Raw genomic sequence first — 15,680 nt, 5'->3', positions numbered from 1 at the left:
TTATGGACAATCGACCACTGTTCCAAGCGAGGTGGTCCTGGGGGCCATTGGTAGCCTGTACGCTACTTCCCATCGCACTACTGTGTTTCTGGTTATGGCCTGTTGGCCAGATGCTGTGCCTGACATTCGACGAATGGCTGTTCCACAGCCTCAACGCACCGCTGGCTGAAAGCACCGCCTGGCGCTACATCTGGACCATCGGCAGCCTGCGCCCGTTCGACATCGTCGTCGGCCTGATCCTGCTGGCCACGCTGATCCGGGGTGACTGGGTATTCAGGGCCGCCCAGGTTCGCCAGGCATTTTTCGGCTTTCTGGTCACGCTACTGCTCTTAGTGGTGATTCGAGCACTGTTTTCCAAGTGGGTCGACGCTGCCGGTTGGCAACACAACAGCCCGTCGATGATGCTCGATGGCGCCGTGCACCTGAGTGACTACTACCCACACCTGGAGGCAACCTGGGAGCTCAAGGACCGTTCCAGCAAGAGTTTCCCGGGCGATCATGCTTCGGTATTGCTCATCTGGGCGCTGTTCATGAGCGTCTTCAGTCGCCGCGTCGGGCAGTACCTGGTGATCTGGGGGCTGGCGGTGCTGTTCATGCTGCCACGCCTGGTCGCTGGCGCACACTGGGGGCAGGATGATTACATCGGCGGCCTGTTGATGGCGGTGCTGGCTCTGGGCTGGAGCCTGTACACGCCCCTGGCGGCCAGAAGCAGTGCTGCGCTGGTGCGCTGGACCGCCCCGCTGTTCAGGCTGCTGGGCAGGTTGCCGTTGGTCGGTCGGATGGTCGTGCTGCGCTAAGCCTGGGCCGCCTGGCGGCCCTGGCTACTCGAAGCTTCCGTGCAATTGATGTATCTGGCGGCGCTGCTTCTTGGTCGGCCGCCCATCGGTGGTGACACCGGTGGCACCGGCCTTGCGCAGCGCCGCAGCCTGCTCGCGCTGGCGCACGCTTTCTTCGGTTTCTTCATACAGGGCCTGCGCTTGCGGTGCACCGCGGCGTACGGCCGACAGCGCCTTTACCACCACCGTGCGCTCGTCGAAGCCCGTACGCAGGACGAATTCATCGCCCACCCGTGGCTCCTTGCCCGGTTTGCATCGCTCGCCACGGCAATGCACCTTGCCACTTTCGATGGCCGCCTTGGCCAGCGCACGCGTCTTGTAGAAACGCGCCGCCCACAGCCATTTGTCCAGGCGAACCTTGTCGTCATCTTCGACTTTCTGTGCCATCCCGATACCTCGAATTCCGTGATTGGGGGAACTGTACTACCGTAAGCATCGGATGCAAAAATTCCCCGCCATGCTTACAGTTCACTCTCTCATCCGCTGGGTGCGTTTCGTGAAGACATTTGATCATCTGACTGTAATTGGCCTGCGGGAATGGGTAGCCTTGCCCGAGCTGGGCGTGGCAGGGCTACGCGCCAAGATCGACACCGGCGCCAGCACCTCCAGCCTGCATGCCACCGAGATAGAACCTTTCGAACGCAATGGCCAGCCGTGGGTCCGATTCACTGCGCACCTGGGTTCGATCGTGCAATTGCGTCACCGCCGCTGCGAGGCGCCGCTGGTGAGCATGAAAACCATTCGAAGCTCCAATGGCCACGCCCAAACCCGTTATGTCATTCGCACCACGCTCGCATTGGGTGACAGGGTATGGGCCGTCGAATTTACCCTGGCTTGCCGCAAGAGCATGCGTTACCGCCTGTTGCTGGGTTCCAAGGCCCTGATTCACGGCCAGTTGGTCGTCAATCCGGGCCTGAAGTACGTACAAGACAAACCCGCCTTTCCGGCCACCCACACTACCTTGACAGGTGCTGCATGAAGATCGCTGTGCTTTCGCGTAATCCGCGTCTGTATTCCACCCGCCGCCTGGTCGAAGCCGGTACCCAGCGTGGTCACGAGATGGTGGTGATCGATACCCTGCGGGCCTACATGAACATCGCCAGCCACAAGCCGCAGATTCACTACCGCGGCAAGCCACTGGAAGGGTTCGATGCAGTCATCCCGCGCATTGGTGCCTCTGTCACTTTCTATGGCTGCGCTGTGCTGCGCCAGTTCGAAATGATGGGGGTGTACCCGCTCAACGAGTCGGTCGCCATCGCACGTTCGCGCGACAAGCTGCGCTCGTTGCAATTGCTGTCACGCCGCGGCATTGGCTTGCCGGTAACCGGCTTTGCCCATTCGCCCGATGACATTCCGGACCTGATCCAGATGGTCCACGGCGCCCCACTGGTGATCAAGGTCCTCGAGGGCACCCAAGGCATTGGCGTGGTGTTGTGCGAAACCACCAAGGCAGCCGAATCTGTGATCGAAGCCTTCATGGGGCTCAAGCAGAACATCATGGTCCAGGAGTACATCAAGGAAGCCGGTGGCGCTGATATCCGCTGCTTCGTGGTGGGTGACAAGGTGATCGCGTCGATGAAACGCCAGGCCAAACCGGGCGAGTTTCGCTCCAACCTGCACCGTGGTGGCGTTGCCAGCCTGATCAAGATCACCCCGGAAGAGCGCATGACGGCCATTCGCGCAGCCAAGGTGATGGGCTTGAGCGTGGCCGGCGTCGACATTCTGCGCTCCAACCATGGCCCACTGGTGATGGAGGTCAACTCGTCACCGGGGCTGGAGGGCATCGAGGTGACTACCGGCAAGGACGTAGCCGGCATGATCTTCGAACACCTGGAGAAGAACGGCGGGCCCAACCAGACCCGAACCAAGGGCAAGGGCTGATCGCCCCGCTGGTCGCCTACCGGGCCAGCCTGCTTCCTCGGTGGCTAATCGCCCCTTGGAAGCGCCAGGCCAGACTTGCGATCAGACAGCGTTGCGCGGCAACAGCAGCCCCAAGGGTAACCGTACCCGCGCTTCGATACCGCCCCCGGAACGATTGCGCAGCTCGACGTTGCCGCCATGCTGGGCAGCGATTCGCTTGACGATGGCCAGGCCCAGCCCGGTGCCTTTGCCGCCTCGGGCACGGTCACCTCGAATGAACGGGTTGAAGATGGTCTCGAGCTCGGATTCGTCGATCCCTGCCCCTCGGTCAAGCACGCTCAGCACCACATACGGGGCACTTTCGTCCCCCGAGACATAGGCTGCAACCTCGACGCCCTTGCCCGCATGGTGCAGGGCATTGCCAATCAGGTTGCCCAGCATGCGCTTGAGCGATACCCGGCGCAGTGGAAACGGCGGTATGGGCTCCAGGCACAAGCGAACACGTTCCTCGGGCTGGTTGTAGGGTGCGACCACCTCACGCACCAACGCGCCAAGATCGACTTCTTCGAGGGGCTCGTCCCGCCCGTCGCGAATGAACGCCAGGAACTGGTCGAGAATGGCGTCCATGTCTTCGATATCGCGCACCATGTCGTCGCTCAGCTCACTGTCGCTGCCGAGCAAGGACAGTGAAAGCCTCAGCCGGGTCAGCGGGGTACGCAAGTCGTGGGACACGCCAGCCAGCATCAACTCGCGCTCGCGCCCGGCTTGCTCGACATCCTCGGCCATCTGGTTGAAGGCTTTGTACACCTCGGTCATTTCGCTGGGCGTGTCGCTGACCGGCAGGCGCACACTGCGCCCCTGGCCAAGCTGGCGCGCGGCGAACACGAGGCGTTTGAGCGGCTGGTTCAACTGACGCACGAATATCCAGGCTGAGGCAGTGGACAGCAAGCCAATGGCCAGGAACCAGCCCAGCACGTTCCAGATTTTCTGCCCGCGCAACGGGTGGGGGTACAACGGCACTTTCAGCCAGCCCGGGCCCAGGCTGGGCGCGTTGACCCACAACGCAGGCGGTGCATGGATGCGCAGCCGTACCTCGGTGTCCTCGCCAAGCTCGGCCTGCATCTGCCGTTGGTAGATTTCGCTGTAGGGCCAGTGCTGCTCGCCCTCCGGTACGCCAGCACCGGTTACCCGGATCAGGCCTGCCGCCTCGGCGATCTGGTCACGGTTCTCTTCATCGGCCGCCCAATAGGCGCGCAAGGTCAATGCCACGCCGTGGCTGTACTGCCGATCGACCAAAACGTCCTCGTTCATCAGCAGGTAGACCAGGGTCAACGCCTTGGAGAACAGAACGACGATCAGCACCAGCCACAAGGTGCGCGCGAAGAAACTCTGCGGAAACCAAAGCGGCGTCTTCATCTAGGCAGCAGCGTCATTTGCCGGCGTTTCCATCCGGTACGAACACATAGCCCACACCCCATACCGTCTGGATATAGCGCGGTTTGGACGGGTCTGGCTCGATCATGCGGCGCAGGCGCGAGATCTGTACGTCGATGGAGCGCTCCAGCGCATCCCATTCACGCCCGCGTGCCAGGTTCATGAGTTTGTCGCGGGTCAACGGTTCGCGGGCATGCATCACCAGGGCCTTGAGCACGGCGAATTCGCCCGTGGTGAGCATGTGCACTTCGTCGCCACGCTTGAGTTCGCGGGTGGCCAGGGACAGCTCGTAGTCGCCGAAGGTGACCGACTCGTCCTCGCTGCCCGGCGCACCGGGTACCGAAGGTGCCTGGCGGCGCAGCACGGCCTTGACCCGGGCCATCAGCTCGTCGGGGTTGAACGGCTTGCCGAGGTAGTCGTCGGCGCCCAGTTCCAGGCCCTTGATGCGGCTGAGCTCGTCACCTTTGGCCGTGAGCATGATGATGGGGATCTGGTTGTTCTGTTGGCGCAGGCGCTTGCAGGCGGACAAGCCGTCTTCGCCCGGCAGCATCAGGTCGAGCACCACCAGGTTGAACACTTCACGCTGGAGCAGGCGGTCCATCTGCTCGGTGTTGGGGACCGCGCGGGCACGGTAACCCTTGCTGGTGAAGAAACGTTCAAGCAGGCTGCTGAGCCCTGGATCGTCGTCGACGATCAGAATTTTTTCACCTTCAGCGGTAGTTGGCGTGCCGGTCATGAATTACTCCTCTGGTATCGCTGCGCATTATGGCGTAGCCGCTGCAACGCGTGCCGTGAGCATTGTTAGCAGATTTTTCCCAGGACGCCACTTCCAACTGGCGCCAGGCCATCACCGCAAGCCGTTTGCGATGGGTATAATGCGCCGCTTTCATCCAGCGCCGCCGGGCGAAAGGCCCACCGGCGACTCCGTATTCAAGAACGTCAGGTGGTTTACATGGACAGCATCAACAGCCGTATCGCCGAGGAACTGGGCGTACGCCCACAACAGGTCGAGGCGGCCGTGGGCCTGTTGGACGAAGGCTCTACCGTGCCTTTCATCGCCCGTTACCGCAAAGAGGTGACCGGCAGCCTGGACGACACCCAGCTGCGCCACCTGGAAGAGCGCCTGCGCTACTTGCGCGAGCTCGACGAGCGCCGCATCAGCATCCTTGCCAGCATCGAGGAGCAAGGCAAGCTGACGCCGGAACTGGCGCGCGAGATCAAGCTGGCCGACACTAAGACGCGCCTCGAAGACCTCTACCTGCCCTACAAGCAAAAGCGCCGCACCAAGGGCCAGATCGCCCTGGAAGCTGGCCTGGGCGAGCTGGCCGACAGCCTGTTCGCCGACCCGTCCCTGGCCCCGGAAAGCGAAGCGGCGCGCTTTGTCAGCGCCGACAAGGGCGTGGCAGACGTCAAGGCTGCGCTGGAGGGAGCCAAGTACATCCTCATGGAGCGTTTCGCCGAAGATGCAGCCCTGCTCGACAAACTGCGCAGCTTCCTCAAGCAGGAGGCGGTGCTCAGCGCGCGCGTGGTGCCCGGCAAGGAAGAAGAAGGCGCCAAGTTCCGCGACTACTTCGCCCATGACGAGCTGCTGCGCAGCGCGCCGTCGCACCGCGCGCTGGCGATCTTCCGCGGGCGCAACGAAGGCGTGCTCAGCGCCTCGCTGAAAGTGGGCGAAGAGCTGCCGGGTACCCTGCACCCGTGCGAATTGATGATCGGTGAGCACGTCGGCATCGAGAACCGCGGCCGCGCGGCCGATAAATGGCTGGGCGAAGTGGTGCGCTGGACCTGGAAGGTCAAGCTCTACACCCACCTGGAGACCGACCTGTTCGGGGAACTGCGCGACAATGCCGAGGGTGAGGCAATCAACGTCTTCGCCCACAACCTGCATGACCTGCTGCTGGCAGCGCCTGCCGGCCCGCGCGCCACACTGGGCTTCGACCCTGGCCTGCGCACAGGCTGCAAGATCGCCGTGGTCGATGCCACTGGCAAGCTGCTCGACTACACCACCGTGTATCCCCATGCACCCAGAAACGAATGGGACCGCACGCTTTCGGTGATGGCTGCGCTGTGCGCCAAGCATTCGGTCGAGCTCATCGCCATCGGCAATGGCACCGCCAGCCGCGAGAGCGACAAGCTGGTGGCTGACCTGGTCAAGCAGTACCCTGCCCTGAAGATCACCAAGGTCATGGTCTCCGAAGCCGGCGCCTCGGTGTACTCGGCATCGGAGCTGGCGGCCCGGGAATTTCCCGACCTGGATGTATCGATCCGTGGCGCGGTCTCGATTGCACGTCGCCTGCAGGATCCACTGGCCGAGCTGGTCAAGATCGATCCCAAGTCCATCGGCGTGGGCCAGTACCAGCACGACGTGTCGCAAGTGAAGCTGGCACGCGGCCTCGACGCCGTCGTCGAGGATTGCGTGAACGCCGTCGGCGTGGACGTGAACACCGCGTCGGTCGCCCTGCTCACGCGTATTTCGGGGTTGAACACCACCCTGGCACAGAACATCGTGGCCCACCGTGATGCCAACGGCCCGTTCGCCACCCGTGCGGCCTTGAAGAAGGTCAGCCGGCTGGGCGAGAAGACCTTCGAGCAGGCCGCAGGCTTCCTGCGCGTGATGAACGGCGACAACCCGCTGGATGCGTCTGCCGTGCACCCCGAGGCCTACCCGCTGGTGCAGCGCATCGCTGCCAATACCGACCGGGACATCCGCTCGCTGATCGGGGACAGCAGTTTCCTCAAGCGCCTGGACCCGAAGAAGTTCACCGACGAAACCTTCGGCCTGCCCACGGTGACCGACATTCTGCAGGAACTGGACAAGCCTGGCCGCGACCCGCGCCCGGAGTTCAAGACGGCCACCTTCCAGGACGGGGTCGAGGACCTCAAGGACCTGGAGCCTGGGATGATCCTGGAAGGCGTGGTGACCAACGTCACCAATTTCGGCGCGTTCGTGGATATCGGCGTGCATCAGGATGGGCTGGTGCACATCTCGGCGCTGTCGGAAAAGTTCGTCAAGGACCCACGCGAAGCGGTCAAGGCTGGCGATGTGGTCAAGGTCAAGGTCATGGAAGTGGACATCCCGCGCAAGCGTGTTGGCCTGTCCATGCGCATGAGCGACACGCCGGGCGAAAAGGTCGAAGGCAACCGCGGTGGCGGACGTGGCCAGGGGGGTGGCCGTCAGCAACCGGCGCCCCGTCAGCGCGAGACCGCCACTGCAGCGCCTGCCAACAACGCCATGGCTGCCCTGTTCGCCAACGCCAAGCAGTTGAAGAAGAAGTGATGGACGTGGCGCCGGAGTACGTACAAAGCGCCTTCAGCCAACTGCTGGGCTGCAGCCTGCAACGCCTGGAAGCGGGCGTTGCCGAGGTAAGCCTGGCGGTGGCGCCGCACCTGCGCAACCGTGGCCAGAAGCTTCATGGCGGGGCGATCTTCAGCCTGGTGGACATCGCCATGGGGCTGGCCTGCTCGTCCAGCCACGGCTTCGACCAGCAGAGCGTCACCCTCGAATGCAAGATCAACTACCTGCGCGCCGTCAGCGATGGCGAGGTGCTGTGCACCGCTCGGGTGTTGCACGCAGGAAAGCGCACGCTGGTGGTCGACGCTGACGTAGTTCAGGGCGACAAGCTGGTGGCCAAGGCGCAAGGAACCTTCGTCGCTCTCTAGCTCACAAAGCACTATCTGCGGTAACTTCGGCAGTGCGCGCGCACTGCTGGGGCCGCGGTAAACCAGGCGACAACGCCCGTTCCCTTCCCCCTACCCTTGTAGACCGTCCTCTCTACCCCCATATTGGGGCGACTGACGCGTGAAGGAATACATCTTGAGCACACTCCTCAACCGCCGCCTGAGCTTGCTCGGCGCCAATCTCCCCTTGCTCAAGCAGTGTCTGCACGGCATTGAGCGCGAATGCCTGCGCGTGACAGACAGTGGCCGTCTGGCCCAGACACCGCACCCTGAAGCACTGGGCGCGGCGCTGACCAACGAACAGATCACCACCGATTATTCCGAATCACTGCTTGAATTCATCACCCCCGCGCTGCCTGACGCCGCTGCGGTGCTGGAAAACCTCGAGCAGATTCACAGGTTCGTCTATACCAAGCTGAGCGATGAGTACCTGTGGAGCCCGTCGATGCCGTGTTCGCTGCCGGCTGAAGAAGACATTCCCATCGCCGAGTACGGCACCTCCAACATCGGCAAGCTCAAACATGTCTATCGCAAGGGCCTGGCCCTGCGCTACGGCCGCACCATGCAGTGCATCGCCGGCATCCATTACAACTTCTCGCTGCCAGAGGCCCTGTGGCCATTGCTGCGCGAAGCCGAAGGCAGCACTGAGAACGAACGGGATTACCAATCGGCCGCCTACATTGCCTTGATCCGCAATTTCCGTCGCTACAGCTGGCTGCTCATGTACCTGTTCGGCGCCTCGCCCGCCTTGGACAAGGGCTTTCTGCGGGGTCGCGCCCATCAGCTCGAAGAGCTCGATGGCGAAACCCTCTACCTGCCCTATGCCACCAGCCTGCGCATGAGCGACCTGGGCTATCAGAGCAATGCCCAGGCGGGCCTGACGCCCTGCTACAACAACCTGGCCAGCTATACCGACAGCCTGCGCAAGGCGGTGGGCACGCCGTACCCACCCTATGTGGAGGTCGGCACCCATGTCGATGGCGAGTGGGTACAACTGAACACCAACATTCTGCAAATCGAGAACGAGTACTACTCCAACATCCGTCCCAAGCGGGTGACCTACTCAGGCGAGCGCCCAATCCAGGCGCTTACCTCGCGCGGGGTGCAGTACGTGGAGGTGCGCTGCCTGGACATCAACCCGCTCCTGCCGGTGGGCATCGACCTCTCCGAGGCACGCTTTCTCGATGCGTTTCTGCTGTTCTGCGCGCTGGACGACAGCCCGCAGCTCAACAACAACGAATGCAGCCAGTGCACCAGCAATTTCCTGAGCGTGGTCAAAGAGGGCCGGCGTCCAGGCCTGAAGTTGCAGCGTGATGGGCAGCCTGTACCTCTCAAAGACTGGGCCAGCGAGTTGATTGCTCAGATCGGTCAATTGGCCAACCTGCTCGACCAAGCCCAGGGCGGGGATGATCACGTCCAGGCCCTGCAAGCCCAGCAGGCAAAGGTCGACGACCCTGAGCTGACCCCATCGGCCCAGGTGTTGGCGCGCATGACCGAGCATGACGAGAGTTTCATCGCCTTCTCGCTGCGGCAAAGTCGTCTCCACGCCCAGACACTGCGCGAGCAGCCCCTGAGCCCCGACCAGCAGCAGGCCTTCGAAACACTGGCACGCGAGTCCCTGGCCAAGCAATCCCAAATGGAACAGGAAGAAGTGGGCGAGTTCGATACCTTCGTGGGCGCCTACCAGGCCAGTATCCTGGCAATCAGCAACTGATGACCCGCAACACCTCAGCGCGCAAGCCACGCGCCAGCAGCCAGGCCCGGATCGAAGCGATCCTGGCAGCTGCCCGCGAGCTCCTGGCAGAGGGCGGGGTGGCTGGCCTGTCGATCTACAGCGTGGCCGAGCGCGCGCAAATCCCGCCGTCGTCGGTCTACCACTTCTTCGCCAGCGTGCCTGCGCTGCTCGAAGCGCTGACTGCCGATGTGCACAGGGTTTTCCGCGAGGCGCTTGGCGCGCCGATCGACAGCAGCACGCTCACCCGCTGGCATGAGCTGTCGCGGTTGATCGAGCAACGCATGCTGGATATTTACAACGGGGATGCCGCTGCGCGGCAGTTGATCCTGGCGCAGCATGGGCTCAGCGAGGTCATGCAGGCGGACCGGCAGCACGACATGGAGCTCGGTGCCCTGATGCACAGGTTGTTCGACCAGCACTTTCACTTGCCGGTGATGCCTGCGGATGTGGATGTGTTCGCCTTGGCGATGGAGTTGAGCGATCGGGTGTATGCCCGGTCGATGCAATTGCACGAGACCATCACCCCGCGCATGGCCGAAGAAGGCAAGCGGGTGTTCGAAGCCTACCTGGGCTTGTACCTGCCACCTTTTCTGGTCAAGCGCTCGCACTGAGGGGCCGCAAGGCGGCCCCGTGCTCGATCACAGCTTGGCGATGGACACCTCGGTGGACTTCACGAAGGCGATCACCTCGCTGCCCACTTGCAGTTCCAGTTCCCGCACGGAGCGGGTCGTGATGACAGATGTGACGATACCCGAGGCGGTCTGGACGTCAATCTCCGACAGCACCGGGCCTTCGAGGATTTCCTTGACGGTGCCTTTGAACTGATTACGGACGTTGATGGCTTTGATGGTCATTGGCGTGTTTCCTTTTCGATGGCTTCTGGGGGTTCAGTGCGCCCAACGCAACTGCGTGGGCAGGGGGGCAACAGGCTCCGGCTCGGGCGCAGCGCCCGGCGCAGAAAGGACTCGGTTGAGCACTTGGCTTTCAAGCGCGGCCAGGCGGTGCGAGGCGCGCGGTCGTGGCCGTGACAGGTCGACCGTCAGGTCGAGCCCGACTTCGCCGTCTTCGATCAGAATCACACGATCAGCCACCGCAACCGCTTCGCTGACGTCATAGGTCACCAGCAGCACGGTAAAACCATGCTGGCCCCACAGGCGCTCGATCAGTTGCTGCATTTCGATGCGCGTCAGTGCATCCAGCGCACCTAGCGGTTCGTCCAGCAGCAGCAGACGCGGTTGATGAATCAATGCGCGGGCAAGCGCAACGCGCTGCTTCTGCCCGCCCGAGAGGCCTGCGGGCCATTCGTTGGCGCGGTCGGCCAGGCCCACTGCCCCCAGCGCATCCAGCGCCCTGGCACGCCAATCGCCGGACAGGCCAAGCCCCACGTTGTCGATGACCTTTTTCCACGGCAGCAGCCGCGAGTCCTGGAACATCAGGCGGGTTTCTTCCCGCGCCTCGTCCAGCGGTGCAGCACCTGCCAGCAGTTGCCCTGCCGTCGGTTGGTCGAGCCCGGCCAGCAGGCGCAGCAAGGTACTTTTGCCGCAGCCGCTACGGCCGACGATGGCGACGAACTGGCCGGCCGGGACATGCAGGTCGATGCCTTTAAGCACCTCGCGCGAGCCGAAGGTTTTACGCAGGCCATTGGCGGCCAGTGGAATGCCACGCAGCAGGTGTGGCGGATTGTCCTTGAGCACGGTCATGCGCCCTCCTTCCTGGCAACTTGATAAGCCGGATGCCAACGCAGCCACACACGTTCCAGACCACGCGCAGCCAGGTCGGCGAGCTTGCCGAGCACGGCGTACAGCACGATGGCCAGCACCACCACATCGGTCTGCAGGAACTCCCGGGCATTCATCGCCAGGTAGCCAATGCCGGCGTTGGCCGAAATGGTTTCGGCGACGATCAAGGTCAGCCACATGAAGCCCAGTGCGAAGCGCACGCCCACCAGTATCGAAGGCAAGGCACCGGGCAGGATCACCTGGCGAAACAGGCTGAACCCCGAGAGCCCATAGCTGCGTGCCATTTCCACCAGGGCCGGGTCGACATTGCGGATCCCGTGGTAGGTATTCAGGTAGATAGGGAAGAGCGTGCCCAGCGCGACCAGAAAGATCTTCGCCGACTCGTCGATGCCGAACCACAGGATCACCAGCGGGATCAGTGCCAGGTGCGGCACGTTACGGATCATCTGCACCGAACTGTCGAGCAGGCGCTCGCCCCAGTTGGACAGCCCAGTGATGAAGCCCAGCACCAGGCCGATGCTGCCACCGATCAGAAAGCCCAGCCCGGCACGCCAGCCGCTGATGGCCAGGTGCGTCCAGATTTCTCCGCTGCGTACCAGGTCGACGCCGGCTGACAGCACGGCGCTGGGCGCTGGCAGAATGCGGGTCGACAGCCAGCCCGCGCTGACCGCCAGTTGCCACGCGGCTAGCAGCAGTACCGGCAGCGCCCAGGGCGCCAAGCGCTCTGTCACGGTATTCGAAGTTTTCCGACTCATACAATGTCCCTCATCGCTGGGCCACGGACTTGGGCAGGATATCGTTGGCAACCATCTCGCCGAACGGGCTCACGTAGCCGCCGCTGGTCGCAGGCTGAGGCCGTTGTACGTCCAGGTGCGGGAACAACAGTTCAGCCACCCGGTATGACTCTTCAAGGTGCGGGTAGCCAGAGAAGATGAAGGTGTCGATGCCCAGGGCGGCATATTCCTTGACCCGCGCGGCGACGGTCGGGCCATCGCCCACCAGCGCAGTGCCTGCACCTCCGCGAACCAGACCTACCCCTGCCCACAGGTTGGGGCTGACTTCAAGCTTGTCGCGGCGGCCATTGTGCAGCGCGGCCATGCGCTGCTGCCCTACCGAGTCGAAACGGGCGAGCGACGCCTGGGCGCGAGCGATGGTGTCGTCGTCCAAATGGGATATCAGTTTTTCAGCCGCTTCCCATGCTTGGGCATTGGTCTCACGCACGATCACATGAAGGCGAATGCCAAACCGCACTTCGCGGCCCTGGGCAGCTGCCTTATCACGCACCTGGGCGATCTTTTCAGCCACCGCGCTGGGCGGCTCGCCCCAGGTCAGGTACAGCTCGACCTGCTCTGCAGCCAGGTCTTGGGCGGCTTCGGAGGAACCACCGAAATACAACGGTGGACGAGGCTGCTGGATGGGTGGGTACAGCAGCTTGGCGCCTTTGACCTGGATGTGTTTACCGTCGTAATCGACTTCTTCGCCTTCAAGCACCTTGCGCCAGATGCGGGTGAATTCGACAGACGCTTCGTAGCGCTCCTGATGATTGAGGTGCAGGCCGTCACCGGCCAGCTCGTCCGGATCGCCACCGGTTACCAGGTTGAACAGCGCCCGGCCATTGGACAGGCGATCGAGCGTGGCGGCCTGCCGCGCGGCGACCGTCGGCGAGATGATTCCAGGGCGCAGGGCTACCAGGAACTTCAGGCGTTCGGTAACAGGGATCAGGGACGCGGCCACCAGCCAGGAATCCTCGCAGGAACGCCCGGTGGGTATCAGCACGCCGCCGAACCCCAGGCGGTCGGCCGCCTGGGCAATCTGCTGCAGGTAGCCATGGTCCACCGCCCGGGCGCCTTGCGCGGTGCCCAGGTATTTGCCATCACCGTGCGTGGGGAGGAACCAGAAGATGTTGAGGCTCATTGGAGTTGTCTCCTAAGGGGTAGCTGAGCCGGGGAACGCCCGGCACGGGCAGATCAATCAAGGCGCACTGGCAACCTTGGCCGGGGGTGTCCAGATCACGTCCTTGATGCGCAGCGGCTTGGGTATCAGCTTGAGCGTCTGAAAGGTGTCTGCGATTTTCTGCTGGGCCGCCACGACGTCCGGCGTCAAGGGCGCTGCGCCGTAGCCTTGGCGCTTGACGGACGTCAGGGTGATGTCCGGCGCGAGCCCGAGCAGCGGGGCGACCTGGTTGGTGACTTCCTGCGGGTTGGCCTGCGACCACTCACCGACCGCACGTACCTGATCGATGACGGTATTGATGACGGCCGGGTGCTGATTCGCATAACTGCGCGTGGCCAGGTAGAACTGATGGTTGTCGACCAGGCCCTGGCCGTCACGCAGGGTGCGGGCTTGCAGCTGCTGCTCGGCGGCGGCCTGGTACGGGTCCCAGATGACCCAGGCATCGACACTGCCACGCTCGAACGCTGCGCGCGCATCGGCCGGGGGCAGGTAGATCGGTTGAATATCGGTGTACTTCAGGCCTGCATCTTCGAGCGCCCGCACAAGCAGGTAATGGACGTTGGAGCCTTTGTTGAGGGCGACCTTCTTGCCCTTGAGTGCCTGCACCGACTGGATCGGCGAGTCCTTGGGCACCAGGATGGCCTCACTGTGGGGCGCGGGTGGCTCGTAGGCCACGTACAGCAAGTCGGCCCCGGCGGCCTGTGCGAATACCGGAGGCGTTTCGCCGGTCACGCCGAAATCGACAGACCCGACGTTCAGCCCTTCAAGCAGTTGGGGACCACCGGGAAACTCGGTCCACTGCACCTGCACGCCTTGCTCGGCCAGATGCTTTTCCAACGTGCCCTTGGCCTTGAGCAGCACCAGGGTGCCGTATTTCTGATAACCGATGCGCAGGGTTTCAGCCTGTGCCTGGGTAATGGCGCCGAGGGACACAGCCGCCGCAAACAGGGCGACCAGACCACGACGCAAGAAGATTGTGCGCATGGCGCTCTCCTGTGCGATGGGGTTCGGGTTGCACCTGCTTGCCTCGTTGACGGGCGAGTAAGGTGATACAGCGGGTTTGCCGGGTCAGATGCTCCAGCGAGCACTGATCAGGCGATCATTGAGCACGCCGGGTGCTACCGGGCGCGGGCGCCTGGCCAGGGCCAGGTGGAAGGTTTCCAGCGAGTCGTGCAGCCGTTCTTCGAGGGCAGGCGCCAGCTGCGCTGGCTTACTGCCTTCGGCATAGGCGATCTGGCTGTCATCGGCAAAGATCCCTTGCAGGGTCTCCTGGGCCTTGAGAGCCGACAGTACGGGCTTGAGGGCGTAATCCACGGCCAGCATGTGGGCGATGCTGCCGCCAGTGGCGATGGGCAGCACGACCCGGTTGGCCAGTGCGCGCTCGGGCAGCAGGTCAAGCAGGGTTTTCAGCGCACCGGCGAACGACGCCTTGTACACCGGTGTGGCAACGATCAGGCCATCGGCCTGGGCCACCAACTGTTGGAAGTGCTGCACGTGTGGGCTGTCGAAGCGGGCATGCAACAGGTCTTCGGCAGGAAAGTCGCGCACCTGCAAGGTGACGACTTCAACGCCACGGTGCTCGAGCCACTGCCGCGAACGTTCGAGCAGCACGCCTGAGCGTGAACGAGGACTTGGGCTACCACCGATTGATACGACCAGCATTGCTGCGCTTCCTTGGGTTACGGTGGAATGACATTAGCAGTTTCCTCATATATCTATAAATCATATTTAATTCTTTGTTTATTCTATTTAGATATTTGCAGGCTAATTTAAGTCAAAAAAAAGGGCCGTCGAAACGGCCCGAAAATCCCTGCTTGGCTAAGCGTTATGCAACACAGTATTTACGCTCGGTTCGGTTGAGGCGTCAGACGCAAATAGGGTTTGACCGCCGTGTAGCCTTTTGGAAATCGTTGTCGGATCTCTTCTTCGTCCTTGAGCGAAGGAACGATCACCACATCTTCGCCGTCCTGCCAGTTGCCTGGCGTGGCGACCTTGTGCGAATCGGTCAGTTGCAGCGAGTCGATTACCCGCAAAATCTCGTTGAAGTTTCGCCCGGTACTGGCGGGGTAGGTAATCGTCAGGCGAACCTTCTTGTTCGGGTCGATGACGAACAGCGAGCGTACGGTCAGGGTATCGCTGGCGTTTGGGTGGATCAGGTCGTACAGATCCGACACCTTGCGGTCGGCATCGGCGAGGATCGGGAAATTGACCACGGTCTGCTGGGTTTCGTTGATGTCGTCGATCCAACGGTGATGCGAGTCCACCGGGTCGACCGACAGTGCGATGGCTTTGACCCCGCGCTTGGCAAATTCATCCTTGAGCTTGGCCGTGAGCCCCAATTCGGTGGTGCACACCGGGGTGAAGTCGGCAGGGTGCGAGAACAGCACGCCCCAGCCGTCGCCCAGCCATTGGTGAAAATGGATTTTGCCTTCGCTGGAATCCTGT

General features: G+C 62.7%; 17 protein-coding genes. 7 read left to right on the top strand and 10 right to left on the bottom strand.

The window, feature by feature from the left end; genetic code table 11:
- The first annotated feature begins 2 nt into the window (after positions 1-2).
- Positions 3-797 (top strand): phosphatase PAP2 family protein, encoded by a 795-nt coding sequence (locus tag ACK59L_RS13690; protein WP_409274181.1) that lies wholly within the window; start codon positions 3-5, stop codon positions 795-797.
- Positions 798-821: 24 nt separating this feature from the next.
- Here the strand turns inward: ACK59L_RS13690 and ACK59L_RS13685 are convergent, their stop codons facing one another.
- Positions 822-1,223: an RNA-binding S4 domain-containing protein gene (locus ACK59L_RS13685; RefSeq protein ID WP_409274179.1), complete on the bottom strand. Its 402-nt coding sequence runs from the start codon at positions 1,221-1,223 to the stop codon at positions 822-824.
- 109 nt (positions 1,224-1,332) lie between these two features.
- Here ACK59L_RS13685 and ACK59L_RS13680 point away from each other — a divergent pair, with 109 nt between their 5' ends.
- Together ACK59L_RS13680 and rimK are read left to right on the top strand one after the other, a co-directional pair.
- The gene (locus ACK59L_RS13680; RefSeq protein ID WP_023535750.1) at positions 1,333-1,815 is read left to right on the top strand and encodes an ATP-dependent zinc protease; all 483 of its coding nucleotides are present in this window, start codon (positions 1,333-1,335) and stop codon (positions 1,813-1,815) included.
- On the top strand, positions 1,812-2,717 hold the full coding sequence (gene rimK, locus ACK59L_RS13675; protein WP_027914119.1) for a 30S ribosomal protein S6--L-glutamate ligase: 906 nt from the start codon (positions 1,812-1,814) through the stop codon (positions 2,715-2,717). Before ACK59L_RS13680 ends, rimK begins: the two co-directional genes overlap by 4 nt.
- 81 nt (positions 2,718-2,798) lie before the next feature.
- Here the strand turns inward: rimK and ACK59L_RS13670 are convergent, their stop codons facing one another.
- A complete protein-coding gene (locus ACK59L_RS13670) occupies positions 2,799-4,112 on the bottom strand; it encodes an ATP-binding protein (protein ID WP_058604725.1) in 1,314 nt (437 codons plus the stop codon).
- Positions 4,113-4,125: 13 nt separating this feature from the next.
- Positions 4,126-4,866, bottom strand: coding sequence for a two-component system response regulator OmpR (gene ompR / locus ACK59L_RS13665; RefSeq protein ID WP_058637080.1), 741 nt, complete (start codon positions 4,864-4,866; stop codon positions 4,126-4,128).
- Between the two features lie 216 nt (positions 4,867-5,082).
- Here ompR and ACK59L_RS13660 point away from each other — a divergent pair, with 216 nt between their 5' ends.
- The 4 genes from ACK59L_RS13660 (at position 5,083) to ACK59L_RS13645 (ending at position 10,154) form a co-directional block, all read left to right on the top strand.
- Positions 5,083-7,407 carry a Tex family protein gene (locus tag ACK59L_RS13660; RefSeq protein WP_100850596.1) on the top strand — a complete coding sequence of 775 codons (2,325 nt, stop codon included), beginning with the start codon at positions 5,083-5,085 and terminating at the stop codon, positions 7,405-7,407.
- Positions 7,407-7,790, top strand: coding sequence for a PaaI family thioesterase (locus ACK59L_RS13655; protein ID WP_058604722.1), 384 nt, complete (start codon positions 7,407-7,409; stop codon positions 7,788-7,790). The genes ACK59L_RS13660 and ACK59L_RS13655 overlap by 1 nt, the downstream gene beginning before the upstream one ends.
- A gap of 139 nt (positions 7,791-7,929) precedes the next feature.
- A complete protein-coding gene (gene gshA / locus ACK59L_RS13650) occupies positions 7,930-9,522 on the top strand; it encodes a glutamate--cysteine ligase (RefSeq protein WP_409274174.1) in 1,593 nt (530 codons plus the stop codon).
- Complete coding sequence (locus ACK59L_RS13645) at positions 9,522-10,154, top strand: TetR/AcrR family transcriptional regulator (RefSeq protein ID WP_058604720.1); 633 nt, start codon at positions 9,522-9,524, stop codon at positions 10,152-10,154. The genes gshA and ACK59L_RS13645 overlap by 1 nt, the downstream gene beginning before the upstream one ends.
- Positions 10,155-10,181: 27 nt before the next feature.
- Here ACK59L_RS13645 and ACK59L_RS13640 read toward each other — a convergent pair whose 3' ends face one another.
- The 7 genes from ACK59L_RS13640 to ACK59L_RS13610 form a co-directional block, all read right to left on the bottom strand.
- A complete protein-coding gene (locus ACK59L_RS13640) occupies positions 10,182-10,397 on the bottom strand; it encodes a molybdopterin-binding protein (protein WP_003255829.1) in 216 nt (71 codons plus the stop codon).
- 33 nt (positions 10,398-10,430) lie between these two features.
- Positions 10,431-11,243, bottom strand: a complete 813-nt coding sequence (gene ssuB, locus ACK59L_RS13635; protein WP_409274172.1) for an aliphatic sulfonates ABC transporter ATP-binding protein — start codon at positions 11,241-11,243, stop codon at positions 10,431-10,433.
- Positions 11,240-12,037: an aliphatic sulfonate ABC transporter permease SsuC gene (ssuC, locus tag ACK59L_RS13630; RefSeq protein ID WP_409274170.1), complete on the bottom strand. Its 798-nt coding sequence runs from the start codon at positions 12,035-12,037 to the stop codon at positions 11,240-11,242. The genes ssuB and ssuC overlap by 4 nt, the downstream gene beginning before the upstream one ends.
- A 10-nt stretch (positions 12,038-12,047) precedes the next feature.
- Complete coding sequence (ssuD, locus tag ACK59L_RS13625) at positions 12,048-13,196, bottom strand: FMNH2-dependent alkanesulfonate monooxygenase (protein ID WP_058637072.1); 1,149 nt, start codon at positions 13,194-13,196, stop codon at positions 12,048-12,050.
- A gap of 57 nt (positions 13,197-13,253) precedes the next feature.
- Positions 13,254-14,219, bottom strand: coding sequence for a sulfonate ABC transporter substrate-binding protein (locus tag ACK59L_RS13620; protein ID WP_409274167.1), 966 nt, complete (start codon positions 14,217-14,219; stop codon positions 13,254-13,256).
- 84 nt (positions 14,220-14,303) lie between these two features.
- On the bottom strand, positions 14,304-14,897 hold the full coding sequence (ssuE, locus tag ACK59L_RS13615) for an NADPH-dependent FMN reductase (RefSeq protein ID WP_058604715.1): 594 nt from the start codon (positions 14,895-14,897) through the stop codon (positions 14,304-14,306).
- A 179-nt stretch (positions 14,898-15,076) separates the two neighbouring features.
- The coding region (locus tag ACK59L_RS13610; protein ID WP_409274165.1) for a peroxiredoxin at positions 15,077-15,680 on the bottom strand (604 nt) is incomplete at its 5' end.

The organism is Pseudomonas sp. KCJK9111 (assembly GCF_046231935.1).
GTDB lineage: Bacteria > Pseudomonadota > Gammaproteobacteria > Pseudomonadales > Pseudomonadaceae > Aquipseudomonas > Aquipseudomonas parafulva_B.
This window is presented reverse-complemented; position numbering and strand designations above follow the sequence as displayed.

What these genes read in the sequence shown, in the direction of transcription:
- ACK59L_RS13660 (WP_100850596.1), top strand. Translation starts at nt 5,083, where the DNA reads ATGGACAGCATCAACAGCCGTATCGCCGAGGAACTGGGCGTACGCCCA.
- ACK59L_RS13645 (WP_058604720.1), top strand. Translation starts at nt 9,522, where the DNA reads ATGACCCGCAACACCTCAGCGCGCAAGCCACGCGCCAGCAGCCAGGCC.
- ssuB (WP_409274172.1), bottom strand. Translation starts at nt 11,243, where the DNA reads ATGACCGTGCTCAAGGACAATCCGCCACACCTGCTGCGTGGCATTCCA.
- ACK59L_RS13690 (WP_409274181.1), top strand. Translation starts at nt 3, where the DNA reads ATGGACAATCGACCACTGTTCCAAGCGAGGTGGTCCTGGGGGCCATTG.
- ACK59L_RS13640 (WP_003255829.1), bottom strand. Translation starts at nt 10,397, where the DNA reads ATGACCATCAAAGCCATCAACGTCCGTAATCAGTTCAAAGGCACCGTC.
- ompR (WP_058637080.1), bottom strand. Translation starts at nt 4,866, where the DNA reads ATGACCGGCACGCCAACTACCGCTGAAGGTGAAAAAATTCTGATCGTC.
- ACK59L_RS13620 (WP_409274167.1), bottom strand. Translation starts at nt 14,219, where the DNA reads ATGCGCACAATCTTCTTGCGTCGTGGTCTGGTCGCCCTGTTTGCGGCG.
- ssuD (WP_058637072.1), bottom strand. Translation starts at nt 13,196, where the DNA reads ATGAGCCTCAACATCTTCTGGTTCCTCCCCACGCACGGTGATGGCAAA.
- ACK59L_RS13685 (WP_409274179.1), bottom strand. Translation starts at nt 1,223, where the DNA reads ATGGCACAGAAAGTCGAAGATGACGACAAGGTTCGCCTGGACAAATGG.
- ACK59L_RS13670 (WP_058604725.1), bottom strand. Translation starts at nt 4,112, where the DNA reads ATGAAGACGCCGCTTTGGTTTCCGCAGAGTTTCTTCGCGCGCACCTTG.
- rimK (WP_027914119.1), top strand. Translation starts at nt 1,812, where the DNA reads ATGAAGATCGCTGTGCTTTCGCGTAATCCGCGTCTGTATTCCACCCGC.
- ACK59L_RS13655 (WP_058604722.1), top strand. Translation starts at nt 7,407, where the DNA reads ATGGACGTGGCGCCGGAGTACGTACAAAGCGCCTTCAGCCAACTGCTG.
- ssuE (WP_058604715.1), bottom strand. Translation starts at nt 14,897, where the DNA reads ATGCTGGTCGTATCAATCGGTGGTAGCCCAAGTCCTCGTTCACGCTCA.
- ssuC (WP_409274170.1), bottom strand. Translation starts at nt 12,037, where the DNA reads ATGAGTCGGAAAACTTCGAATACCGTGACAGAGCGCTTGGCGCCCTGG.